Here is a 23,562-nt window from a genome sequence, read left to right as displayed (position 1 = left end):
GATAGAAATACCGGCGTGAACTTCAACGGCCGCGCGACGGCGAGGGCGGCCGGGATCCTGCTCGGGTACGCGGCGGATCGGGCCCTGGCCGACCCGGTGCGGTGGCACCCGGTGGCCGGGTTCGGTCAGGCCGCGGCGCTCCTCGAACAGCGCACGTACTCCGATCGGCGCGCGGCAGGCGCCGTGCACACCGCCGTCCTGGTCGGCGCGGTCATGGGCGTGACCCTGGTCGCCGTGCGTTTCGGGCGCGGGCTGGGCTGGGCGGGGGAGACCGCGATCACCGCTGCCGCGACCTGGACCGCGCTCGGCGGCACCTCCCTGGTCCGCGTCGGCTCCGACATGGCCGCGCGGGTCGAGGGCGGCGACCTCGCCGGGGCCCGCGCGCTCATCCCGTCGCTGTGCGGGCGCGATCCGGATTCCCTCGACGCCGAGGGCCTGACCAGGGCCACCGTCGAATCGGTCGCCGAGAACACCTCCGACGCCACCGTCGGGCCACTGTTCTGGGCGGCCGTGGCGGGCGCCCCCGGCGCGCTCGGCTACCGGGCGATCAACACCCTCGACGCGATGATCGGCTATCGCTCGGAGCGGTACCTGAGCTTCGGCTGGGCGGCGGCCCGGCTCGACGACCTGGTGAATCTCGCGCCCGCCCGCGTGACCGGCCTGCTGGCCGTGCTCACCGCGCCGGTCGTCGGCGGTTCGCCTGCCGCCGCGGCGGCGGCGTGGTGTCGGGACGCGGCGGCGCACCCCAGCCCGAACGCCGGCGTCGCCGAGGCGTCGATGGCGGGCGCGCTCGGGGTCCGGCTGGGCGGCCGCACCGAGTATCCGCACGGCATCGAGGAGCGGCCAACGCTCGGCGACGGTCCGCCGCCCGCGACCGCGGACCTGCGGAGGGTGGTGCGGCTCTCGTCCGCGGTGCAGATCGGCGCCGCGCTCGGGTCAGCGGCGCTTGCCGTAGCGATCGGCGAGCTTCGCCTCCGTCGCGGTCATCGCCGCGGGCTCCGGCTGCGGTGAACGGCTGAATCGGCGCCGCGGCAGCGTGATGTCCTCGGTGGCCGCGGGTTCGGCGGCAGGCGCCGTGGCGGCTGGGGTCGCCGCGGGCTCCGGCGCGCGGGAGCGGCGGCGTTCGCGGATCTCGGCGCGCGCGAAGTAGATCAGCCCGAGCGGGGCCATGATCCCGAACGCCAGCCACTGCAGCCCGTACGACAGGTACGGGCCCGCATCGAGCTGCGGCAGCGGGATGGGGTTCAGCCCGCCCGGCTGGTCGGGGACGAGCTGGAAGTAGGCGTCGACGGGCTCGAGGCCGAGCACCGAACCGATCTGGCCCGCGTCGATGAAGTAGACCTGCTCGTAGCCGTTCTCCCGGATCGGGTCCTTGCCCGGCACGGTGCCCTCGGAGGCGCGGGCCCGCGCGGTGACCGTCACCTGGTCGGTGGGGGCGGGCGCGAACGACGGCGGCACGGCGCCCTGCTCCGGGCGGGCGTACCCGCGGTTGACCAGGACGATCCGGCCGTCGGTCAGCCGCATCGGGGTGATCACCTCGTAGGCGGGCGAATCCTCGATCGAGCGCAGCCGGATCAGGACGTCACTGCCGGGCAGATAGCTGCCCGTCACGGTCACCTGGCGCCACTCGTCGTCCCGGGCCAGTGGTCCGGATTCGGGCAGGATCGACTCGACGGCCACCGGCTCGGCGTTGCTCGACTCCTCGATGAGCTTGTTGCGGTGCTCGGTGTCGGTGTTCTTGCCGAGCTGCCACGGCGCGAGCACGGTGAAGCACATGAAGGCGAACCCGGCGACGACGGCGGCCAGCGCCAACCAGCCCGGACGCAGCAGAAACTTCAGCCTTCGCACGGTTCCACGGTACTTGCCGCGCCGACCGGCACGGTCGACCGGTGTCCGATTCAGTGCTGCTCGCGCACCCACTGGAGGAGTCCGGGCACGGCGGCCTCGATCTGCTCGCGCACGAGCTCGAAGTCGGCGCGGTCGCCGTAGTACGGGTCCGGCACCGAGTCACCGTCCGCGTCCGGGTCGAAGCTGCGCAGCAACCGTCGCCGCTCCGCCGGCACCCCGAGATGCGCCAGCGCGCGGTCGTGCCCGGTGTCGAGCGCGACGACCAGGTCGGCGTCGAGGTGGTCGCGGTCGACCTGCGCCGCCCGGTGCCCGGTGGGGTAGCCGTGCCCGCGCAGCACCGCGTTGGTGCGGTGGTCGGCCTCGTGTCCGACGTGCCAGTCGCCGGTGCCCGCGCTCGACACCCGGACCCGCGGGTCGAGGCCCGCCTCGCGCAGGTGCCCGAGCAGGATCTTCTCGGCCATCGGGGACCGGCAGATGTTGCCGGTGCAGACGAAGGTGATGTGCAGCGGAAGGTCAGCCGGCATCGAGGACCCGCCCGAGCTCGTCGACGGTCTCCACCGACCAGCGGGCGCCCTCGGCCTCCTCGGCGGAGCCGTAGCCCCAGCCGACGAACACCGTCGGGATGCCCCAGTGCGCGGCGCCGTGCACGTCGTGTTCGCGGTCGCCGACCATCACCACGTCGGGGGTGCCGCCGCGCCCCGCGTCGATCGGTTCGATGCCGAGCCCGCGCAGCGCGTGCTCGATCACGTCGACCTTCGCGCGCCGCGCGGTGCCGTCGTCGGACGCCCCGGCGATCACCTCGAAGTGCCCGGCGAGCGCGAAGTGCTCGAGGATCCGGCGCGCGAACCGTTCCGACTTGGACGTCGCCACCGCCAGTCGGGATCCGCGGCTCGCGGCGGCGGTGAGCAGGTCGCCGATGCCGTCGAAGACCGCGTTCTCCGCCCAGCCGATCTCGTCGTAGCGGTCGAGGTAGCTGGCCAGGGCGCGCTGGGTGGTCTCCTCGTCGAGCCCGAGCGAGCGCAGGGTGTCCACCATCGGCGGCCCGACGATCCGGTCCAGTAGGTCGCCGTCGGGTTCGGGAACACCGACCGCGGTCAGCGCGTGCCGGAAGCCGGCCACGATGCCGGGCGCCGAATCGGTGAGGGTGCCGTCGAGGTCGAAGAGTGTCACGCTGGGGCTCACGCCTCCATCCTGCCCGTTGTCCGGCACGGCGATGCGACCGCCATAAACTCCCTTCGTGGACACCCGCTCCCCGCAGTGGACCGACCTGCGGCATCACGGCGACATCGACGCCGAACCCGGACTGCTCGACTTCGCCGTCAACGTGCGCGGCGACGGGCCGCCCGACTGGCTGCGGCAACGACTCGTCGACGCGCTGGGAACGCTGGGTCGGTACCCGGAGGTCGCCGCGGAGGAGGCCGCGCGGGACCAGGTCGCGTCGCGGCACGGCCGCCGCCGCGACGAGGTACTGCTGCTCTCGGGCGGCGCCGAGGGGTTCGCGATGCTGCCGCGGCTCGCGCCCTCGCGGGCGGCGCTGATCCACCCCTCGTTCACCGAGCCGGAGTGGGCGCTGCGGGAGGCGGGCGTCCCGGTCGAGACCGTGATGCTGGACGAGCCGTACCGGCTCGACCCGGCCGCCGTCCCCGAGGGTGCGGACCTGGTGGTGATCGGCAACCCGACCAACCCGACGTCGGTGCTGCACCCCGCCGCAGACATCCTGGCGCTGCGCAGGCCGGGCCGGATCGTGGTCGTCGACGAGGCGTTCGCGGACGCCGTGCCCGGTGAGCCGGAGTCGCTGGCCGGCCTGTCGTTGCCCGACGTACTGGTCCTTCGCAGCCTGACCAAGACGTTCGCGCTGGCGGGGCTGCGGTGCGGGTACGTGCTCGGCGACCCGGAGCTGCTGGCACGCCTGCAGGTCGGGCGGGCGCACTGGCCGCTGGGCAGTCTGCAGGTGGAGGCGATCCGGGCGTGCAGCGAGCCGGCCGCCGTCGCGTGGGCGTGCCGCGAGGCCGATGTGATCGAGGCCGAGCGCGCGGAGATGGTGGCGATGCTGACCGAGGCGGGTGTCACCGTGCAGTTGCCTGCGCGGGGGCCGTTCCTGCTGCTGCGGGTCCCGGACGGCGAAAGGGTGCGGACGCGCCTGCGGGACAAGGGGATCGCGGTCCGACGCTGCGACACGTTCCCCGGCCTCGGCCCCGACCACCTGCGGGTCGCGGTCCGGGAGGCCGCCCAGGCGAGGGTGTTGGTCGACGCGATGAGAGAGGTGCTGTGATGGCTGTTCGGCTGGCCGAGGTGATCGAGGCGCTGGAGCGGGCCTACCCGCCCGCGCTCGCCGAGAGCTGGGACTCCGTCGGCCTGGTGTGCGGCGACCCCGCCGACGACGTCAGCCGGGTGCTGATCGCCGTCGACGCCACCGAGTCGGTGGTCGAGGAGGCGCTGGCCTGGGGTGCGCAGCTCCTGCTCGTGCACCATCCGCTGCTGCTGCGCGGGGTGGACACCGTCGGCGCGCACACCCCGAAGGGCGCGCTGGTGCACCGGCTGATCCGGTCCGGCTGCGCGCTGTACACCGCGCACACCAACGCCGATTCCGCCGACCCAGGGGTGTCCGACGCGCTGGCGCGGGCGCTGGGGCTGACGGTGACCGGCCCGCTGGACCCGGCGCCGTCCGAGTCGCTCGACAAGTGGGTGGTGATGGTCCCCACCACGGACACCGACGCGGTACGCAGGGCCCTGTTCGACGCCGGGGCGGGCCAGGTCGGGGACTATCGCGACTGCAGCTGGACGGTCACCGGCACCGGACAGTTCCTGCCGGGCACGGCCGCGAACCCGGCGCTCGGCGAGGTCGGCCGGCTCGAGCGGGTCGCCGAGGACCGGGTGGAGGTGGTGGCCAGGCGGTCGCTGCGACGCCTGGTGCTCGGCGCGCTGCGAGGCGCCCACCCCTACGAGGAGCCGGCCTTCGACGTCCTCGAGCTGGCCGACACCGGGTCGCCGCGGGGCATCGGCCGGATCGGTGAACTCGCGGAGCCGGAGACGTTGCGCCAGTTCACCGCCCGGGTGCGGGCCGCGCTGCCCGAGACCGCCTGGGGCGTGCGCGCGGCGGGGGACCCGGAGGCGCCAGTGCGGACGGTGGCGGTGTGCGGCGGATCAGGCGACTCGCTGCTCGGGGTCGCAGCCGCCCGCGGGGTGGACGCCTATGTGACGGCCGACCTGCGTCATCACCCCGCCGACGAGCACCTGCGCGCGGGCGGCCCCGCGCTGGTCGACGTCGCGCACTGGGCCAGCGAGTTCCCCTGGTGCGACCAGGCAAGGGGAGTGCTCGACGCCCGGTTCGCCGGGACCCCCGGGTGGGCGAGCGCGGTGTCCACGGTCCGCACCGACCCGTGGACGCTGGGTTCCTGCTAGCGGCCCGCCGCTGGGCGGCTGCTGGCGGTCGCTGCGCTGGTGGCTAGCTCGTCGCCGGCACCCGCTCGGGCACGCTCTCGTAGCGGCCGACGTCGATGGCGTTGGCGGCCCTGGTGGACATCCAGGCCAGCAGCCTGCTCAGCGGGCCGAAGGTCAGCACCTTGAACATCCGGTTGCGCTGGCCGAGCTTCTTCGCGGTCGGCGGGGCGAGGGTGGGACCGGCGCCCTTGGCGACCTTCTGGCAGGCCGTCGCGTAGCCGCGGATCTGCTCCTCGTACCGCGCGAACGCGGTGCGGTGGTCGCCATCGGCGGCGGCCAGCTCGGCGGCCAGCACGTAGGCGCTGATCAGGGACATGCCCGCACCCATCCCGCCGCAGGTGGCGCCATAGCCGGCGTCGCCGATCAGGGCGATCCGGCCCGCGCTGTAGCGGTCCATCTCGACGACGCTGATCGAGTCGAAGTAGAAGCTCGTCGCGGACTCGAGCTCGCGCATCAGGGTCTGCGTCTGCCAGCCGACGCCTGACATGACGTCGGCGAGGATCCGCTTCTGCTGGTCGATGTCGCGGTGGTCGTAGTCGATCGGTGCCGACTCGAACAGGCACATGACCTCGCACTCGTCGCCGCCCCTGGTGCCGTACGCCATCACGCCCACGCCCGGCTCGTTGTAGAGGACGCTGTCGTCGCCGAGTCCGATGCTGTTGGGCGCGTTGAAGATCGCGACGTAGTAGCCGGACTGGGTGAGGAAGCGGGACTCGTCCCCGAAGGTCAGCTTCCGGACGTTCGAGTGCAGGCCGTCGGCGCCGATCACCAGGTCGAAGGTGCGCGGGGCACCGCGCTCGAAGGTGACGTGCACGCCTTCGTCGGTATCGGTGAGTCCGGTGATCGAGTCGCCGAAGACGTACTCGGTGTGGTCCTCGGTCTTGGCGAACAGCAGCTGGGCGAGGTCGCCGCGTTGGATCTCGACGTCGCCTCCGGTGAACTCGGGCGGCAGGCTGGCCAGCGTCCGGCCGTCGCCGTCGATGACGTTCAGTCGGCCCTCCGGCGTCCGGAGTTCGCGGATCTCGTCGAGGAGGCCCATCCGGGTGAGCATCTGCAGGTGCGCCGCACCGCGGAAGTCGACAGCCTGACCGCCCTCGCGCAGCCGCGGCGCGCGCTCGACGACGGTGGCGGAGAAGCCGAAGCGGTGCAGCCAGAAGGCCAGCGCCGGGCCGGCCAGGCTGGCCCCGGAGATGAGGACGTTGCCGCGGCGTGCCGTTGACGACTCGATCATGGGTGCCTCCCTATAGTTGTTGTGAATCGCATTCACTGTGAATGCCGTTCACTATTGAGTGTAGGTTATACACAGTTTCGGTTCGCGGTCAATCGCGGACCTCGGCGGCAACGGAGGAGAGCAGATGACGACGGCATTCGAGCTGTTGTGGCGGGACGAGGAACCCGCGCGCCGGGGGCGGCGCCCGAGCCTGAGCGTCCGCGAGGTGGTCGCGGCCGCCGTCGGTATCGCCGACGCGAGTGGGCTCGAGGCGGTGTCGCTGCAGCGCGTGGCAGCCGAGTTCGGCTTCACCACCACCTCGCTGTACCGCTACGTTCCCGACAAGGCGACGCTGCTCACGCTGATGCTGGACGAGGCGATCGGTGCGCCGCCCGATCTGAGCGGCATCGAGGGTGGGTGGCGGCCGAGGTTGGAGGCCTGGGCGCGCGAGCTCCATAGCCTGTTCGTGCGGCGCCCCTGGCTGCTCGCGTCGACCGGCGGTGAGGGGGTGATGGGCCCGAATCAGCTCGGCTGGATGGACTCCGCGCTGCGGGCATTCGCCGAGACCGGGCTCGAGCACCGCGATGTCCACCAACTGTTCCTGCTGCTCCTCGGGCACGTGCGAGGCGTCGCCGGTCAGGCGGCGATGCCCGACGCGGTGTCCGAGCAGTGGCGCGCCGAGTGGCTCGGTTCGGTCTCCGCGATCGTCGATCGGCGGCGTGACGACTATCCGGCGCTGATCGAGTCCATCGACGGCGGCGGATTCGAGCCGGCGGACCGAGTCGGGCTCGAACTCGGACTGCGGTGCGTCCTCGACGGAATCGAGGCATTCGTCGGGCGGGCGCGGTGACCGCTGCGCAGCGGTACTGGCTGCACCCCGCAGGGCGGTACGGTAGCGGGGCCAATAACCCCACTCAGCACAAGCAGGAGCCCGCCCGCGTGAACGTCGAACCCCGGATTCAGGCCAAGCTGCTCGACCTCGCGGCGGTGGATACCGAGCTGTCGAGGATCGCGCACCGCCGCCGGACGCTGCCCGAGCAGGAAGAGGTGCAGCGCCTCGAGTCCGACCGTGTGGCGCGCAAGGACGCCGCGGTCGCGGTGGAGATCGTCCTCGACGACCTGGACCGGGACATCAAGAAGCTTGAGGGCGAGGTGGACGCCGTCCGCCAGCGCGAGGAGCGCGACCGGAAGCTGCTCCAGGGCGGCACCGTCGGCGCCAAGCAGCTCACCGAGCTGGAGCACGAGCTCGGCAGCCTCGAGCGCAGGCAGTCGATCCTCGAGGACGAACTGCTCGAGGTGATGGAGCGCCGCGAGGCCTCGCAGTCTGACTACGAGCACGCGGGCGCCCAGCTGAGCCAGATCGACGACGCCCTCATCGATGCCAGCCGTCGCCGCGACGACGCCGCCGCCGACCTCGACGCGGCCGAGCAGCGGTGCGTGAGCGACCGGGCCGCGCTCGAGCCGGAGTTCCCGGCCGACCTGCTGGCCATCTACGACCGTCAGCGGTCCGCCGGTGGCGCCGGGGCCGCGTTGCTGCAGGCCCGCCGGTGCGGCGCGTGCCGGATCGAGATCGACCGCGGCGAGATCTCCCGCATCGCCAAGGCCGATCCGGAGACGCTGATCCGCTGCCCCGAGTGCAACGCGATCATGGTGCGTACCAAGGAATCCGGTCTGTGACTGACCCCGGGGGTCGCTCCATTGGCCACGTCTTCGTCGAGGCCGACGGCGGCTCACGCGGGAACCCGGGACCGGCCGGCTACGGCGCGGTCGTCTTCGACTCCGATCACGACCGGGTGCTGGCCGAGCGCGGCGAGTCTATCGGCATCGCGACCAACAACGTCGCCGAGTACCGCGGGCTGATCGCCGGGCTGACCGCCGCGGCGGCGCTCGGCGCCCGGTCGGTGTCGGTGCGGATGGACTCGAAGCTGGTCGTCGAGCAGATGTCCGGGCGCTGGCAGGTCAAGCACCCGGACATGAAGCCGCTCGCCCGGCAGGCGGGCGAGCTGGCCGCCGGTTTCGACCGGGTCGACTACACGTGGATCCCGCGGGCCGAGAACTCGCACGCCGACAAGCTCGCGAACGAGGCCATGGACGGGCAGCCGACGAACCTGACGGCCCCGGCGACGGTCGCTGCGAAAACCGAGAAGCCGGAGTCTGCCCCGGTCTCACCGGGGTGGACCGGTGCGCTCGGGAAGCCCACCAGGATGCTGCTGCTCCGGCACGGGCAGACCGCGCTGTCGGTCGAGCGCCGCTACTCCGGCCGCGGCAACCCGGAGCTGACCGACCTCGGCCTGTCTCAGGCCCGCGCGGCCGCGAAGCGGATCGGCGAACGCGGCGGCATCACCGCCGTCCTGTCGTCGCCGCTGGGTCGGGCGCGGCAGACCGCCGAGGCGGTGGCCGCCGAGCTGTCGCTGCCGGTCCGGGTCCACGAGGGACTCATCGAGACGGATTTCGGTGACTGGGAGGGGCTGACCTTCGGGGAGGCGTCCGAGCGCGACCCCGAGCTGCACCGCCGGTGGATCTCCGACACCTCCGTCCGGCCGCCCGGCGGCGAGAGCTTCGACGAGGTGCGGGCGCGCATCGAGCGGGCGCGCGACGACCTCGTGGCCGAGTTCCCCGGCGCGAACCTGCTGCTGGTCTCGCACGTCACGCCGATCAAGACCCTGCTGCAGATGGCGCTGGACGTCGGGCCGTCGCTGCTCTACCGGCTGCACCTGGACCTGGCATCGCTGTCCATCGCCGAGTTCTACCCCGACGGCGGTGCCTCGGTGCGCCTCGTCAACGACACCTCGCACCTCTAGTGCGGCTGCGCCGCCCGTGAGTGATTTGTACCCCGACCGGGGTGCTAATCACTCACCGGCGCGAAGCGCGTTTCTTAGCGGGAGTAACATGCTCCGGGTGAACTCGCTGCTGACCAGTCGACGGTATGTCGACAACTGTCTGCAGGCGAGCGCTGTCTGTATGCGCTGACCCATCCATTCCTGCCACCCGGTCGACCTCTGTCCCGGGCCCGGCGTCCGTCGGCACTCCCCGCGCACCCACGCTCGAACGAGCGTGCCTGCTGCTGCGCACCCATCACGAAAGGTCCGTCACATGTCGGCCCCCATCCTCGCCCGCACCAGGCGCCTGCCCGGCTGGGCAACCTCCTTCGGTCCACAGATCGTCGTCGGCCTGATCGCCGGCGTCCTCATCGGACTGCTGGCCCGCTCGATGCCCCCCGCCGACGACGGCAGTGCCAACTGGCTGACCGGCACCGTCACGACCATCGGTTCGAGCTACGTCGCGCTGCTGACCGTCGCGGTGATCCCGCTGGTCTTCACTGCGATCGTCAGCTCCATCGCCAATCTCCGCCAGGTGGCCAACGCCGCCCGTCTGGCCGTCCAGACGCTGCTGTGGTTCGCGATCACCGCGTTCATCGCGGTGCTGATCGGCATCGCGGTCGGGCTGATCACCCAGCCCGGCGCGAACACGTCCGTCAATCCCGACGACGCCGGGGTCCCGAAGGGGTCCGGCTCCTGGTGGGCGTTCCTGACCGGCCTGGTCCCGCAAAACTTCCTCGCCCTCGGCGCGAAGACGACGGTCACGGACTCCGGCGCCGCGACCACGTCGCTGAGCTTCAACGTCCTGCAGTTGCTGGTCATCGCGATCGCGGTCGGGATCGCGGCGCTCAAGGTGGGCAAGAAGGCCGAGCCGTTCCTGGAACTGAACGCCTCGCTGCTCGCGATCGTGCAGAAGGTGCTCTGGTGGATCATCCGCCTCGCCCCGATCGGCACCGCCGCGCTGATCGCAAAGGCCGTGGCCACCTACGGGTGGGACGCGATCGGTCAGCTGGGTGTGTTCACCCTGGCCGTCTACATCGGCCTGGCCATCGTCTTCTTCGTCGTGTACCCGATTCTCGTTCGCGCGCACGGGCTCTCGGTCAAGCAGTTCTTCTCCGGCGTGTGGCCGGCCACCCAGCTCGGCTTCGTGTCCCGGTCCTCGATCGGCACCCTGCCGCTGACCGAGCGGGTCACCGAGCGCAACCTGGGCGTGCCGCGCGAGTACGCGTCGTTCGCGGTGCCGCTCGGCGCGACCACCAAGATGGACGGCTGCGCCGCGATCTACCCAGCCATCGCCGCGATCTTCGTGGCGCAGTTCTACGGCATCGACCTGAGCCTGACGGACTACCTGCTGATCGTCGTGGTCTCGGTGATCGGTTCGGCCGCCACCGCGGGCACAACCGGTGCCACCGTGATGCTCACGCTGACCCTGTCCACCCTGGGTCTGCCGCTCGCGGGTGTCGGGCTGTTGCTGGCCGTCGAGCCGATCGTCGACATGGGCCGCACCGCGCTCAACGTCACCGGGCAGGCGCTGGTCCCGACCATCGTCGCCAAGCGGGAGGGAATCCTCGACGAGGAGCTCTACAACGCGCCCCGCAACGGCGACCCGTTCGCCGACGAGGACCCCGAGCTGCCGCCGTCCGCGGAGAAGGTACACGCGACCGTCTGACCGGACCCCACGGCAGGGCCGGCCCGGAATCCGGGCCGGCCCTGCCGTGTCAGAGCGCCAGCCACAGCGCGGCGACGGCGCCGACAATGGTCAGGGGAGTGCTGATCACACCGAGCGCGGTGAAGGTGCCCAGCGTCGGCGGCTGCCCACAGCGGGTCGCAACCCGGCGCCACAGCAGCGTTGCCAGGGACCCGGTGTAGGTCAGGTTGGGCCCGAGGTTCACCCCGATCAGCATCGCCAGGAGCAGCCCGGTCGGTGCGCCCGGCCCGAGGGCGCCGATCATCAGGAGGGTGGCGGGCAGATTGTTGACCAGGTTCGCGGCGAGCGCGGCCACGGACGCTGTCAGGAGCAGGGCGGTGAACGACTCGGTGTGTGGCAGCAGACCTCCGACCCAGTCGCCGACCTCCCCGTCGATCAGGGGAGCGACCAGGATCCCCAGCGCGAGGACGAACACCGCAAAGTAGGGATCGGCCGCGGCGAGCATCGACCGCGGCCTGGTGCGCCCCTCCTTCAGTGCGGGCACACCGAGCAGCACCGCACCGGCGACCGCGATCCACGCCGGGGCCACCCCGACGAGGCCGGACAACGCGAAGCCGAGCAGGGTCAGACCGAGGACCGCCAGGGCCCAGCGGGGCGGCGGCAGGATCCGGGTCGACGTCGGCATCGGCGTCGGGGCTGGTTCCGGCGGCGCGGCGAGGTCGCGCGCGAAGAAGAGCCGGAACACCACGAACTCCACCGCGATCGCGACGAGCCACGGCAATGCCATCAGGGAGGTGAAGTGGAGGAAACCGAGGCCCGTCGCCGAGAAGGCCAGCAGGTTCGTCAGGTTCGATACCGGCAGCAACGTCGATGCCGAGTTGGCCAGGTGCGCCGCGGCGTAGTTCACCGGGCGCGCCGAGACGCCCATCCTCGTCGCGGTCGCCACGATCGCGGGCGTCAGCAGCACCACCGTGGCGTCCAGGCTCAACACCGCGGTGGTGACCGCGCAGGCGGTGAATGCCAGCCCCAGCAGCCGCTTCGGGCGACCCCGGGAATCACGCCGCAGGACCGAGGCGGTCCAGGTGAACACGCCGCTCGCGTCCGCGAGGTGGGCGAGCACGAGGATCGCGGCGAGGAACGCCACGGTCGGACCGAGCGTGCGCACCTCCTCCAGTGCCTGCGCAGGCGTGACCGCCCCGACGGCCACCACGATCACGGCGGCGGGCGCGGCGACGGCCACCTCGGGCAGTCCGTGCGGACGGAGGATCGCGGCGGCCAGCACCAGGGCGACGAGGGCGCCGACAAGCCAGACCATTCGGCGAGTACCTCAGCCGACCGTCACAACAGCTTGCGCAGGGTGCGCAGGTTCCGGTTGGTCGTCGTCGACTTGTACTTGGCTTTGGCGCTGAGCTTTCCGAACGGGCTCTGCAGCGTCTCGCCGCGTTCGACATGCCAGTACAGGACGCCGTCACCGAGCGCGACCGCCTCGTCGCCGAGCGCGAGAGACTGTGCGGCGGCGAACATGTCGTCCAGCGACGCCGGGTCCGAGGACAGCAACACGTACGGGTGCCATCCGTCGCGGTCGGCCTCGAACGGGAAGTCTTCGACGACCGCGGCCAGGCGCTGGTGGTCCACCAGCACGATCCAGGCGTCGTAGCCGAACCTCTCCCGCAGGCAGGCCTCGATATCGGACTTGATCGCCTCGCGGTCCGTGCGGTCGGAGTCGAAAAGCACATTGCCCGAGGCCAATACGGTCTTGACGTTGTCGAAACCGAGCCCCGAGATCGCGTCCTTGAGGTCCGCCATCTTGATGTTGATCCCGCCGACATTGATGCCTCGCAGCAACGCGATGTATCTGGCCATGGCTAGACGGTAGACAGTCGACGCCGGTCAAACAAGCGTTCGAGTGTCGGAGGTGTGCGCGGCAGGCAGTAGTCTGTAGCGGCGGACGAGTTGGTCGGGCGACCGCGGCTCGGGGAACCGTGCGCTCGCGCGCGCAGGCCCAGGGCCGAGGAAAGTCCGGACTCCACAGAGCAGGGCGGTTGCTAACGGCAACCCGGGGTGACCCGCGGGACAGTGCCACAGAAAACAGACCGCCGGCGCGTGAGCGTCGGTGAGGGTGAAACGGTGCGGTAAGAGCGCACCAGCACCCCAGGTGACTGGGGTGGCTAGGTAAACCCCGCCCGGAGCAAGGTCGAAGGCCGCACCTTCTCGAAGGTGCGGCTGCGCAGGTGTTCGAGGGCTGCTCGCCCGAGCCTGCGGGTGGACCGCTCGAGGTACCCGGCAACGGTGTGCCCAGATGGATGGTCGCCACCCGGCGCCTCGGCGCCGGGGACAGGATCCGGCTTACAGACCAACTCGTCCGCCCACTTACCGAGATGTGTAAGCCTGCAGTCGTTACTCTCTGCCGATGACATTGCTCAAGTCATCGAGGGACGCCTTCCTCACTGTCGCCTCGCTCGTCTTCCTGGCCGCCTACGCACTCCCGATCCTGGTGGTGGACCTGGCGCCCGGCTTCCGGGTCCTCTGTGACGCCACGATGATCGTCACGTGGGTCGCCTTCGCGCTCGACTACGGCGACCGACTCGTGCGGGCACGCGAGAAATGGGCTTTCGTCCGGGCCAACCTCTTCGAACTGGTGGCGCTGCTGCTTCCGTTGCTGCGTCCGTTGCGTCTGGTGGTGGTGCTCGCCGCACTCAGCAGGAGCATGGCCGGATCGTTCCGGGGCAGGGTCGGCGCGTACGTGGTCGGCGGCACCGGGCTGTTGGTGTTCTGCGCCGCCCTCGCGGTGCTCGACGCCGAACGTGCCAATCCGGACGCCAACATCACCGGATTCGGGGACGCGCTCTGGTGGGGGATGACGACGGTGACCACTGTCGGCTACGGAGACCGGTACCCGACCACGGCGGAGGGTCGACTGATCGCGTTCGGGCTGATGCTCGGCGGTGTCGCGCTGCTCGGTGTCGTCACCGCGTCGCTGGCCTCGTGGTTCGTCGAACGGGTCGCCGCGGCTCAGGAGGACGGGGCGAAGCACGCCACCGACGAGATCCACCGGCTCACCGCGGAGGTCGCCGACCTGAACCGGCGGCTGGCGGAGCAGACCGGGGCGGCGAGCGCACAAAAAGATGCCCCCGCCGAATCGGCGGGGGCATCTTTGGTGACGTCCGATGTCAGATCGGGTTGACGACCAGGGTCGTCGCCCAGTGCTCGGCGGCGTCGGCTCCGAGATGCGGGAGGAGGGCATCGTAGAGCAGGTAAGACATGGGGGCCATGCGGGTGATTCTCCATTTCATACGGGTTGAGGCGGTGCAGCGCGGAAACTCTCGAATCCTCGGATACGGGTGCGGTGGATGTGACACGCCGTCCCCTGCCGAGCGTAAGAGTCTCATGCTTGCGTTCAGTCCTCAAGCGAACGGGCCGAAAAGATTTCGAGGCGTCGGTTCGGATGGTGAGGGTGCCGGGAACCGGGCACACTGAAGACATGAGCGAGGACGAAGAGCACCTCTGGTACTACTGCGTGTCGGACGGTTCGGTGCGTCAGGGCAAGGACGCCCGCGGGCTCGACAGGATGGGTCCCTATCCGGATCGCGAGACCGCCGCGCGAGCGTTGGAGATCGCCGCGGAGCGCAACAAGGCCGCGGACAAGGCCGAGGACGACTGGAACAACTGACGGTCGGCCGCGCGATCGAGCCGAGCCACTACGCTCGGCAGTTGTGATGACGCGCATCTCTGCCCGCGGGATCGACTTCGGTGCCATCCGGACCGACTTCTCGCTCACCGCCGACTTCCCCCCGAGGGCCATCGCCGAGGCGGAGTCCGCGGTCGACCGATACGCGGTCGAGCGCGCGGACCGAACCGACCTGGCGCTGGTCACCATCGACCCGCCGACCTCCATGGACCTCGACCAGGCCCTGCACCTCGAGCGCACGCCCACCGGGTTCGTCCTGCACTACGCGATCGCCGACGTCGCGGCCGTCGTGGTCCCCGGCGGCGACCTCGACGCGGAGGTCAGGCGGCGCGGCCAGACCTTCTACCTGCCGGACGGGTCACTGCCGCTGCACCCGCGGGTGATGTCCGAGGGCGCGGCCAGCCTGCTCCCCGATCTGGTGCGGCCGGCCGCGCTGTGGCGGATCGAGCTCGACGAGCGGGCGGAGCCGGTCTCGGTAGCGGTCTCCCGCGCCCTGGTGCGTTCGGTCGCGCGGTTCGACTACGCAGGGGTGCAGGCGGATTCGGAGTCCGGCTCGTTGCATCCCTCGATCGCGGCGCTGCCCGAGTTCGGCAAGCTGCGACTCGCGTCCGCGATCGACCGCGGCGCGATCGAGCTCAAGCTGCCCGAGCAGGAGGTGGTCGGCGACGGCGACGGCTGGCGGCTCGAGCTGCAACCGCGCACCGAGGCCGACGACTGGAACGCCGAGGTGTCGCTGCTGACCGGGATGTGTGCGGCGAAGCTGATGATCGACGCCGGCATCGGACTGCTGCGCACCCTGCCCACCCCGGCGCCGGGCGCAGTCGCGGCACTGCGCAGGGCCGCGAGTGCCCTTGGCATGGACTGGCCGACGCAGGTCCCGGTCGGCGAATTCCTTGCGGGCCTGGAACCGAACACGCCCGCGACGCTGGTGATGATGACCGAGGCGACCTCGCTGCTGCGCGGAGCGGGCTACGCCGCGTTCGACGGCGAGGTCCCGGAGCTGGTCACGCATTCCGGGATCGGCGCGCCGTACGCCCACGTGACGGCGCCGCTGCGGCGCCTCTCGGACCGGTTCAGCACCGAGGTGTGCCTGGCGATCTGCGCGGGAACACCGGTGCCGCAATGGGTTCGTGACGCCCTGCCCTCTCTGTCGGATCTGATGAGGGGCTCGGACACGTTGGCCAACAAGGTCGATCGGGCCTGCGTGGACCTCACGGAGGCCACCCTGCTCGCCGGCCGCGAGGGCGAGGTGTTCGACGCGGTGGTGCTGCGCGGGATGGACGGAAAGCGGGAGGCCGAGGTCTTCGCACCGCAGGCGACGGTGATCGGCAAGTGTCTCGGCAATCCGCCGGAGGGCGAGGCGGTGTCCGTGCGCCTGGTCCAGGCCGACGTGACAGGCCGGACGGTGAAGTTCGGCTACCCGGCTACAGCTTCCGGCTAGCAGACCTGATCTTGCGCACCAGCTTTCGTGACCGTGGCACGGCGCGTCGAACCCGGTCGGCCTCGGCGGCGGTCAGCACGCCGTAGGTGAAGGTGTCCTCGCCCGCGCCGCGGGCCAGGTCGGCCGCGGCCAGCAGCCGAGCCCGCGCGACCACGGAATCGTGATGGTCGCCGAGCACGGTCTGCAGCTTCTTCGCCGCCTTGCCCGCCCGCACTGGCGAGGGCCTGGTGGACGCGGCCGCCTCGGCGGCGTATCGGAGCGCCTTGGCGCGCTTGCGGACCGTATGCAGGCGCTCCGGCGTCGGTTCGCCGGTGCCCCGCGCGGTGAGTCCCGCCTTCCGCGCCGCCTTGCGTACCTTGCGACTGGCACGGTGCAGCCCGAATCGGACCGCATCGGTTCGGTACGGGGGCGCCGCGAGCAGGGCGTCCAGCGAGGCCAGCAGCGCCTCGTAGCGAGTGCCGTCGAGCGCGGCGACCGCCTCGATGTGCGCGTCGCGGTAGGCGAGCTCGTTCGTCGCGACCAGGCGATGGCGGACGGGCCCGCGCACCAGTTCGGGCGGCTGCGCGTCGAGGAGGTCGCGAAACCGCTCGGCCATCACCTCGGCGTCCCTGGCGTTGCCGAGAACCGTGCCCAGCCATCGGAGTTCGGCCCGCACGCCGTCGGTCGCGCCGTCCGGGAACAGCGACCGGTAGCTGCCGAGCACGCTGCGCAGGCGTCGCGTCGACACCCGCATCTGATGCACCGAGTCGAACTCGTCCCGGCGCACCTCGGCCGCGCGTGCATCCAGTTCGTCGGCGTGATCGCGTAGCGCCGCCAGCACGGCAGCTGTCCCGTCCGGTGTGCGCCCCTTGCCCATGACTCAGGTTTACCCGCCCGCGTCCGTCGCTGTCGAGAGATTCGGGCGTCAGTCGCGAAAGGCGTCGGTCGCCTCGACCAGGTGGTGGGCGATCCCAGGCTCGTTGGCGGCGTGCCCGGCGTCGTCGACGATCACCAGCCGGGCCGACGGCCAGGCCCGGTGCAGGGCCCACGCGCTGGTCACGGGGCACACCACGTCGTACCGGCCCTGCACGATCACCGCCGGGATCTTCTCGATCGCGGCGATGTCGCGGAGCAGCTGGCCCTCCGCGAGGAATCCGTGATTGCGGAAGTAGTGGTTCTCGATCCGAGCGAACGCCAGCGCGAAGCGCGGTTCCGCGGTCTCCTCGACCCGTGCGGGCCGGGGCAGCAGCGAACTGGTGGCACCCTCCCAGGTGGACCAGGCGATGGCGGCCGCCAGCGCGACGTCGTCGTCGGGGGAGTGGAGCAGACGGTGGTAGGCCTCGACGAGGTCGCCGCCCCGCTCGTCCTCGGGCACCGGGGCGAGGAAGCCCTGCCACAGGTCGGGGTAGATCGCGCTCGCGCCGCCGTTGTAGTACCAGTCGATCTCGCTGCGGCGCAGCAGGAACACCCCGCGCAGCACCAGCTCGGTGACCCGGTCCGGGTTGGCCTGCGCGTACGCCAGCGCCAGCGTCGAACCCCAGGAACCGCCGAAGACCTGCCAGCGCTGCACCTCGAGATACGTGCGCAGCGCCTCGATGTCGGCGATGAGGTGCTCCGTGGTGTTCGCCGACAGGTCCGCGCCGTCGGCGACATGCGGCGTCGAACGCCCGCAGCCGCGCTGATCGAACAGCACGATCTGGTAGGCGTCGGGGTCGAAGAACCGGCGGTGGTCGGCGGTGGTGCCGCCGCCGGGCCCGCCGTGCAGGAACACGACGGGCTTGCCGTCGGGGTTGCCGCTGACCTCCCAGTAGATGCGCTGCCCGTCGCCGACATCGAGGTGCCCGGCGCGGTGCGGCTCGATCTCGGGGTACAGGTCCCGCATCGGTGTCAGAACCCGATCAGGCCCGACGCCAGGTCCGGGATCCGCAACGATTCGATGGCCTCGGCACGCACATCCGGGCACTGCGCCTGGGTGATCGCGTCGATCCGGGCCTTGTTGCCCATCAGCTCGATGACGTTGATGCCGTTCTGGGCGGCCCAGGTGCCGACGACCGTGTTCAGCCCGCCCTTGCCGATGGTCGGAGTGTAGGTGCGCCAGCTCTGCAGCTGCGCCTGCATGTCCGAGCACAGCTGGGCGGCCTGCGCCTCGGTGACGCCGCCCGCGACCGGGCCACCGGGCGCAGGGGCTACCGAGGTGTTGGGCAGGGCGCCCGTGCCGCCGCTCGGTGCGGGAGCGGGGGCCGGGGCCGGGGCGTTCTCGGTGGCACAGCCGCCCGCGAGAGCGACGACAGCAGCGGCTCCGGCGACGGCAGCCGCGAGACGACGATGGAACATGTAGGCACCCTGTCTTTCGGTGAAGTGTGTGACGGCGCACGGGATACCCGCGCGCGCCGTTGTCATCGAGTGTGCCATCGCGCGACGACGATCCGCCCCGCGAGAGGGCGGATCGTCGTCGCGCGCGGAAGCCGGCGTCAGAAGCTGTGTTCCTCAGCGGGGAAGGTGCCGGACCGGACCTCGGCCGCGTAGGCGGCCGCCGCCCCGCGCAGATCGTCGCCGACTGCGGCGAACTTCTTGACGAACTTGGCGGTCTTGCCGCTGGTGTACCCGGCCATGTCCTGCCAGACCAGCACCTGCGCATCGCATTCGGCACCCGCGCCGATGCCGACGGTCGGGATCGTCAGCTTCCGGGTGACCTGGCCGGCGATCTCGGCGGGCACCATCTCCATGACCACGGAGAACGCGCCGGCCTCCTGCACGGCGATGGCGTCGGCGACGAGCTGCTCGGCGCCGTCGCCGCGGCCCTGCACGCGGAAGCCGCCGAGGCTGTTCACGGACTGCGGTGTGAACCCGATGTGCGCCATCACCGGGATGCCCGCGGCGGTGATCGCGGCGATCTGCGGGGCGACGCGCTCGCCGCCCTCGAGCTTGACCGCGTGCGCCTGGCCCTCCTTCATGAACCGGGTGGCGGTGGCCAGCGCCTGCTCGGGGGAGGACTCATAGCTGCCGAACGGCAGGTCGGCGACGACGAGGGCGTTCGGGGCGCCGCGGACCACGCCGCGGACCAGCGGGATCAGCTCGTCGATGGTGACCGGCACCGTCGTGTCGTAGCCGTAGACGACGTTCGCGGCGGAGTCGCCGACCAGGAGTACCGGGATGCCGGCCTCCTCGAAGAGCCGCGCGGTCGAGTAGTCGTAGGCGGTGAGCATCGCCCAGCGCTCGCCCTCGGCCTTCATGGTCTGCAGGTGGTGGGTGCGGATCTTGGTTCGCTTGGCGGCCGGCTGAGCGGGCGCGGAACCGTAGGGGGCAGTGTTATCGGACATCAGTGTCCCTTTCGTGCCTCGAGGCCCAGTGCGGGTCCCCGGGTTGTGGGTGATGACGTAGCTCAGTCTGCCACCGGCCGACCACCCCGAGAACAGGCGGTGACGTGCAATTGGTCACATATGGAGTGCTCCGTCTTGGGAAGGATCTGCCCCGCAATCCGGGGCTGATCCTGCCCATATCGGTCACGAGCGGCTGTCGAGAGCCGCGACGATCTGGTGCAGGACGGAATCCGGGTCGTGCCGGAGCTGGTGCCAAGTGAAGCGCAGCACGTGCCAGCCGGCATTGACCAGGATGTTCTGGCGCCGGGCGTCGTTGTTGAACCGGGCCACGTCGCGGTGCCATGCCCACCCGTCCACCTCGATCGCGACGCGCCTGCGCACGAACGCCACATCGATCTCGTATCCACAGCTGGTGACGTGCGGACTCCAGCCGGTCAGCTCCGACCCCCGGAGCAACCGCAGCAGCATGCGCTCGGCCTCCGACGCACCACCCTCGCCTGCCGAACGCAGCAGCCGGGTGGCGGCGGCGGTGCCGGACCGTCCGCTGTTCCGCTCGTGCACGGCCTCAAGGACGGGGAGTGTCGTGTGTCGTTGCAGTGCTCGGTCCATCAACACCGACCCGTCCCGGAGTTCGACGGCGGCTTCGAGGACGGTGAGCGGGAGCTCGGTGACGCGCAGGCCGCGCTGCGTGCCGATGTCGGTCCAGTGCAGGTCACGACGTCGGATGCGGATCCCATCCCGGTTCGTCACCGCGCGGGCGCGGGGGATCGTGACGAGGTCGTCGATGGGCGGTCGGTCGGTGAGGCCGAGCCACCAGGCCGCACTGGTTCCGCTCGCCACGGCGTCCGGTCCGGCGGCGAACACCGCCGCGCGCAGGCGCGCGGCGCGGGTCAGCTGCCGGTCGGACCGTAGGTAGACGCCCCGGTACAGACGCCGCCACTGACCGGTGCCCACCCGGCGGTCGACGGCCGTCCGGCTCATGCCCGCCGACAGTGCCTGGCCCAGGGTGATGACGCCGTCTTGACTTGCCATCACTGCGTGCACGGCGATCGGCGTCATGTCGTCTTGGACGGCGGGCAGACCGCCTCGCGTTCCACTCAGCGCGTAGTTCGGCAGGATCTGCCCCGGAATGCGGGGCTGATCCTGCCGGATCAGGGCCGGGCCGGGGGTCCGGCGGCCCGTGGCACCATCGATGGCATGCCGATGTCGCGCCGAGTCCCTGTCGTACTGGCCGTGGGAGCGCTCGTCGCAGCCATGGCCGCCGGATGCGGGAGCGTGGTCGACGGGGCCGCCAAGGGCGAGGCGGCGGGCAGGCCCGCGGGCGACTTCGGCCCGGGGGCGGGCGCGGTCCCGGCGGGCCTGGAGGCGTTCTACACGCAGACCCCGCAGTGGGAGTCCTGCGAGGGCTACAGCACCGACGGGATGCCGCTGGCCAGCAGCCTCGAGTGCGCCGAGATCACCGTGCCGGTGGACTATGCGGACCCGACAGGGGACACCGCGAAGATCGCGATCTCCCGGAGCCAGGCGACCGGCCCGAAGATCGGGTCCGTCCTGGTCAATCCCGGCGGGCCCGGCGCATCCGGCTTGGCGATGGCGACCGACGGCGCGGGCACCGCGTTGGGCGACCGGTTCGACGTGATCGGGTTCGACCCGCGCGGGATCGGCGCGTCGACGCCGCAGGTCCGCTGCCTGACGCCGGCGGAGACCGACGCGCAGCGCGCGGATCCCGGCGTGGACATGAGCCCGGAGGGGATCGCCCGGATCGAGGCGAAGAACGCCGACTACGCGCGCAGGTGCGCCGAGCGGACCGGAGCCGAGTTCCTCGAGCACGTCGGCACCCGTGAGGTGGTCCGGGACATGGACGTGATCCGGTCGGTGCTCGGCGACGAGAAGCTGAGCTACCTCGGGTACTCCTACGGCACCCGGCTCGGCTCGAGCTACGCCGAGACGTTCCCCGCGAACGTGCGCGCGATGGTGCTCGACGGCGCGCTGGACCCGAACCAGGACCAGGTCCAAGAGGTGGTGCTGCAGGCGGCGGGCTTCCAGAAGGCGTTCGACGCGTTCGCGGCGGACTGCGCGCAGTCGGACGACTGCCCGCTCGGCACCGACCCCTCCCGGTTCAGCGCGCGGTTCAAGGAGCTGCTCGATCCGCTGGTCGACAAGCCGGCGGACACCACCGACCCCAGGGGTCTCGGCTACCGGGACGCGATCACCGGGGTCCAGCAGGCGCTGTACTCGCAGAACCTGTGGGGGATGCTCCGCGGCGGGCTCAGCTCGCTGGCCGACGGTCACGGCGACACCCTCCTGCAGCTGGCCGACACGTACGAGGGTCGCCAGGAGGACGGCAGCTACAGCAACATCGAGGACGTGTTCAACGCGGTTCGGTGCGTCGACGACCCGCCGGTCACCGACCGGGCCGAGGCGGGCGCTGCGGATACCGAGTTCCGGCGGGCCGCGCCGTTCCTCGACGACGGCCGCGGCACGGGCAATGCCCCGCTCGACACCTGCGCCTTCTGGCCGGTGCCCAGCTCCGGGAGCCCGCACACGATCGATGCCCCCGGTCTGCCGCACCTCGTCGTGATCTCGACGACCGAGGATCCCGCCACGCCGTATCAGGCGGGAGTGGAGCTGGCCAAGCAGCTCGGGGCCTCCCTGATCACGTACCGGGGGACCCAGCACACGGTCGCGATGAGCGGCGTCTCCTGCGTCGACGACCCCGTCGTCGAGTACCTCACCGAGCTGACCGAACCCCAGCCCGACCTCACGTGTTAGTAACCGATTTCACGATGTAACACAGATTTAACGGACTTTGCCTACTCTCGCGGACATGGATCGCCAAAAGGAATTCGTGCTCCGCACCCTCGAAGAGCGCGACATCCGTTTTGTCCGACTGTGGTTCACCGATGTGCTCGGCTACCTGAAGTCGGTGGCGATCGCCCCGGCCGAACTCGAGGGTGCCTTCAGCGAGGGCATCGGGTTCGACGGCTCGGCCATCGAGGGTTTCTCGCGGGTCTCGGAGGCGGACACTGTCGCCAAGCCGGACCCATCGACCTTCCAGATCCTGCCGTGGGCGCACAAGGACGGCGCGCAGCACTCGGCGCGCATGTTCTGCGACATCGCGATGCCGGACGGGACGCCGTCCTGGGCCGACCCGCGGCACGTGCTGCGCAGGCAGCTCAGCAAGGCGAGCGACCTCGGGTTCAGCTGCTATGTGCACCCCGAGATCGAGTTCTTCCTGCTCGAGAACGGCCCCGCCGACGGCACCCCGCCGGTGCCCGCGGACAGCGGCGGCTACTTCGACCAGGCCGTGCACGACTCCGCGCCGAACTTCCGCAGGCACGCCATCGACGCGCTCGAGTCGATGGGCATCTCCGTCGAGTTCAGCCACCACGAGGCCGCGCCCGGGCAGCAGGAGATCGACCTGCGCTACGCCGACGCGCTGTCGATGGCCGACAACGTGATGACCTTCCGCTACATCGTGAAGGAGGTCGCGATCAACGAGGGCGTGCGCGCGACCTTCATGCCCAAGCCGTTCGGCGATCAGGCCGGCTCGGCCATGCACACCCACATGAGCCTGTTCGAGGGCGAGAACAACGCCTTCCACAACCCGGACGACCCGATGCAGCTCTCGGACACCGGCAAGGCGTTCATCGCGGGCATCCTCGAACACGCCAACGAGATCAGCGCGGTGACCAACCAGTGGGTGAACTCCTACAAGCGGCTGATCCACGGCGGCGAGGCCCCGACCGCCGCGTCCTGGGGTCCGTCGAACCGCTCGGCCCTGATCCGGGTGCCGATGTACACGCCGAACAAGGCGTCCTCGCGTCGCGTCGAGATCCGCAGCCCAGACTCGGCCTGCAACCCGTATCTCACCTTCGCGGTGCTGCTCGCCGCCGGACTCCGCGGCATCGAGAAGGGCTACGAGCTGCCGCCCGAGGCCGAGGACGACGTCTGGTCGCTGACCTCCGCGGAGCGCCGGGCGATGGGCTACAAGGAGCTGCCAAGCAGCCTCGACACCGCGCTGCGCGAGATGGAGCGCTCGGAGCTGGTGGCCGAGGCGCTCGGCGAGCACGTGTTCGATTTCTTCCTGCGCAACAAGAGGCGTGAGTGGGAGGAATATCGCAGCCAGGTGACCCCGTTCGAGATCAAGACGTACCTGGGTCTGTAA

Annotated in this window: 23 protein-coding genes and 1 other RNA gene; 13 read left to right on the top strand and 11 right to left on the bottom strand. The window is 71.0% G+C overall.

Going from position 1 to position 23,562, the window contains the following annotated elements; translation table 11 throughout:
* Positions 1-15 precede the first annotated feature (15 nt).
* Positions 16-1,011 carry a cobalamin biosynthesis protein gene (locus FCG67_RS12190; RefSeq protein WP_136910062.1) on the top strand — a complete coding sequence of 332 codons (996 nt, stop codon included), beginning with the start codon at positions 16-18 and terminating at the stop codon, positions 1,009-1,011.
* Here FCG67_RS12190 and FCG67_RS12185 read toward each other — a convergent pair.
* The 3 genes from FCG67_RS12185 to FCG67_RS12175 are packed head-to-tail and all read right to left on the bottom strand — an operon-like array spanning position 937 to position 3,030.
* A complete protein-coding gene (locus FCG67_RS12185; protein WP_136910061.1) occupies positions 937-1,848 on the bottom strand; it encodes an SURF1 family cytochrome oxidase biogenesis protein in 912 nt (303 codons plus the stop codon). The two genes, FCG67_RS12190 and FCG67_RS12185, sit on opposite strands and share 75 nt — an antisense overlap.
* Before the next feature lie 50 nt (positions 1,849-1,898).
* Positions 1,899-2,372, bottom strand: coding sequence for a low molecular weight protein-tyrosine-phosphatase (locus FCG67_RS12180; protein WP_136910060.1), 474 nt, complete (start codon positions 2,370-2,372; stop codon positions 1,899-1,901).
* Complete coding sequence (locus FCG67_RS12175; protein ID WP_136910059.1) at positions 2,362-3,030, bottom strand: HAD hydrolase-like protein; 669 nt, start codon at positions 3,028-3,030, stop codon at positions 2,362-2,364. Before FCG67_RS12175 ends, FCG67_RS12180 begins: the two co-directional genes overlap by 11 nt.
* Positions 3,031-3,085: 55 nt before the next feature.
* Here FCG67_RS12175 and cobC point away from each other — a divergent pair, with 55 nt between their 5' ends.
* Positions 3,086-4,120: an Rv2231c family histidinol phosphate aminotransferase CobC gene (gene cobC / locus FCG67_RS12170; RefSeq protein ID WP_136910058.1), complete on the top strand. Its 1,035-nt coding sequence runs from the start codon at positions 3,086-3,088 to the stop codon at positions 4,118-4,120.
* Positions 4,117-5,250 carry a Nif3-like dinuclear metal center hexameric protein gene (locus FCG67_RS12165; RefSeq protein ID WP_246045025.1) on the top strand — a complete coding sequence of 378 codons (1,134 nt, stop codon included), beginning with the start codon at positions 4,117-4,119 and terminating at the stop codon, positions 5,248-5,250. Before cobC ends, FCG67_RS12165 begins: the two co-directional genes overlap by 4 nt.
* A gap of 43 nt (positions 5,251-5,293) precedes the next feature.
* On the opposite strand, the gene FCG67_RS12160 is transcribed toward FCG67_RS12165, so the two are convergent.
* Positions 5,294-6,520, bottom strand: coding sequence for an FAD-dependent monooxygenase (locus FCG67_RS12160; RefSeq protein ID WP_136910056.1), 1,227 nt, complete (start codon positions 6,518-6,520; stop codon positions 5,294-5,296).
* Positions 6,521-6,644: 124 nt separating this feature from the next.
* On the opposite strand from FCG67_RS12160, the gene FCG67_RS12155 reads away from it, so the two are divergent.
* From FCG67_RS12155 to FCG67_RS12140, 4 genes are all read left to right on the top strand, one after another.
* Positions 6,645-7,349, top strand: a complete 705-nt coding sequence (locus FCG67_RS12155; RefSeq protein ID WP_136910055.1) for a TetR/AcrR family transcriptional regulator — start codon at positions 6,645-6,647, stop codon at positions 7,347-7,349.
* An 89-nt stretch (positions 7,350-7,438) separates the two neighbouring features.
* On the top strand, positions 7,439-8,176 hold the full coding sequence (locus tag FCG67_RS12150; protein ID WP_136910054.1) for a zinc ribbon domain-containing protein: 738 nt from the start codon (positions 7,439-7,441) through the stop codon (positions 8,174-8,176).
* 20 nt (positions 8,177-8,196) lie between these two features.
* Positions 8,197-9,300, top strand: a complete 1,104-nt coding sequence (locus FCG67_RS12145) for a bifunctional RNase H/acid phosphatase (protein WP_136910283.1) — start codon at positions 8,197-8,199, stop codon at positions 9,298-9,300.
* 292 nt (positions 9,301-9,592) lie between these two features.
* Positions 9,593-10,987, top strand: coding sequence for a dicarboxylate/amino acid:cation symporter (locus FCG67_RS12140; RefSeq protein WP_136910053.1), 1,395 nt, complete (start codon positions 9,593-9,595; stop codon positions 10,985-10,987).
* Between the two features lie 49 nt (positions 10,988-11,036).
* On the opposite strand, the gene FCG67_RS12135 is transcribed toward FCG67_RS12140, so the two are convergent.
* Together FCG67_RS12135 and FCG67_RS12130 are read right to left on the bottom strand one after the other, a co-directional pair.
* Positions 11,037-12,281 carry an SLC13 family permease gene (locus FCG67_RS12135; protein WP_136910052.1) on the bottom strand — a complete coding sequence of 415 codons (1,245 nt, stop codon included), beginning with the start codon at positions 12,279-12,281 and terminating at the stop codon, positions 11,037-11,039.
* A gap of 23 nt (positions 12,282-12,304) precedes the next feature.
* Positions 12,305-12,829 carry a DUF1697 domain-containing protein gene (locus FCG67_RS12130; RefSeq protein WP_136910051.1) on the bottom strand — a complete coding sequence of 175 codons (525 nt, stop codon included), beginning with the start codon at positions 12,827-12,829 and terminating at the stop codon, positions 12,305-12,307.
* An 86-nt stretch (positions 12,830-12,915) separates the two neighbouring features.
* Between FCG67_RS12130 and rnpB the strand changes: the two genes are divergently transcribed.
* The 4 genes from rnpB to FCG67_RS12110 all read left to right on the top strand — a co-directional run bounded on the left by rnpB (position 12,916) and on the right by FCG67_RS12110 (position 16,095).
* An RNA gene (gene rnpB, locus FCG67_RS12125) (RNase P RNA component class A) lies at positions 12,916-13,331 on the top strand.
* Positions 13,332-13,376: 45 nt separating this feature from the next.
* Positions 13,377-14,150, top strand: a complete 774-nt coding sequence (locus FCG67_RS12120) for a potassium channel family protein (RefSeq protein ID WP_136910050.1) — start codon at positions 13,377-13,379, stop codon at positions 14,148-14,150.
* Between the two features lie 297 nt (positions 14,151-14,447).
* Positions 14,448-14,636 carry a hypothetical protein gene (locus FCG67_RS12115; RefSeq protein WP_077041980.1) on the top strand — a complete coding sequence of 63 codons (189 nt, stop codon included), beginning with the start codon at positions 14,448-14,450 and terminating at the stop codon, positions 14,634-14,636.
* 46 nt (positions 14,637-14,682) lie between these two features.
* On the top strand, positions 14,683-16,095 hold the full coding sequence (locus FCG67_RS12110; protein WP_136910049.1) for an RNB domain-containing ribonuclease: 1,413 nt from the start codon (positions 14,683-14,685) through the stop codon (positions 16,093-16,095).
* Here FCG67_RS12110 and FCG67_RS12105 read toward each other — a convergent pair.
* From FCG67_RS12105 to FCG67_RS12085, 5 genes are all read right to left on the bottom strand, one after another.
* Positions 16,079-16,951, bottom strand: a complete 873-nt coding sequence (locus FCG67_RS12105; RefSeq protein ID WP_136910048.1) for a CHAD domain-containing protein — start codon at positions 16,949-16,951, stop codon at positions 16,079-16,081. The genes FCG67_RS12110 and FCG67_RS12105 overlap by 17 nt on opposite strands.
* 48 nt (positions 16,952-16,999) lie before the next feature.
* Positions 17,000-17,965, bottom strand: coding sequence for a prolyl aminopeptidase (gene pip / locus FCG67_RS12100; RefSeq protein ID WP_425467832.1), 966 nt, complete (start codon positions 17,963-17,965; stop codon positions 17,000-17,002).
* Positions 17,962-18,408: a hypothetical protein gene (locus FCG67_RS12095; protein WP_136910046.1), complete on the bottom strand. Its 447-nt coding sequence runs from the start codon at positions 18,406-18,408 to the stop codon at positions 17,962-17,964. Before FCG67_RS12095 ends, pip begins: the two co-directional genes overlap by 4 nt.
* A 137-nt stretch (positions 18,409-18,545) precedes the next feature.
* Positions 18,546-19,394 carry a 3-methyl-2-oxobutanoate hydroxymethyltransferase gene (gene panB / locus FCG67_RS12090; RefSeq protein ID WP_136910045.1) on the bottom strand — a complete coding sequence of 283 codons (849 nt, stop codon included), beginning with the start codon at positions 19,392-19,394 and terminating at the stop codon, positions 18,546-18,548.
* Positions 19,395-19,577: 183 nt separating this feature from the next.
* The gene (locus FCG67_RS12085) at positions 19,578-20,426 is read right to left on the bottom strand and encodes a type IV toxin-antitoxin system AbiEi family antitoxin domain-containing protein (protein WP_246045024.1); all 849 of its coding nucleotides are present in this window, start codon (positions 20,424-20,426) and stop codon (positions 19,578-19,580) included.
* A 165-nt stretch (positions 20,427-20,591) separates the two neighbouring features.
* Between FCG67_RS12085 and FCG67_RS12080 the strand changes: the two genes are divergently transcribed.
* Together FCG67_RS12080 and glnA are read left to right on the top strand one after the other, a co-directional pair.
* Positions 20,592-22,166: an alpha/beta hydrolase gene (locus FCG67_RS12080; protein ID WP_246045023.1), complete on the top strand. Its 1,575-nt coding sequence runs from the start codon at positions 20,592-20,594 to the stop codon at positions 22,164-22,166.
* A 55-nt stretch (positions 22,167-22,221) separates the two neighbouring features.
* Positions 22,222-23,562 (top strand): type I glutamate--ammonia ligase, encoded by a 1,341-nt coding sequence (glnA, locus tag FCG67_RS12075; protein ID WP_136910043.1) that lies wholly within the window; start codon positions 22,222-22,224, stop codon positions 23,560-23,562.

The sequence above is a fragment of the Rhodococcus oryzae genome, from assembly GCF_005049235.1.
GTDB classification, from domain to species: domain Bacteria; phylum Actinomycetota; class Actinomycetes; order Mycobacteriales; family Mycobacteriaceae; genus Rhodococcus_G; species Rhodococcus_G oryzae.
Note: the sequence above shows the minus strand (reverse complement) of the source record. Positions and strands in the feature narration are given on the sequence as shown.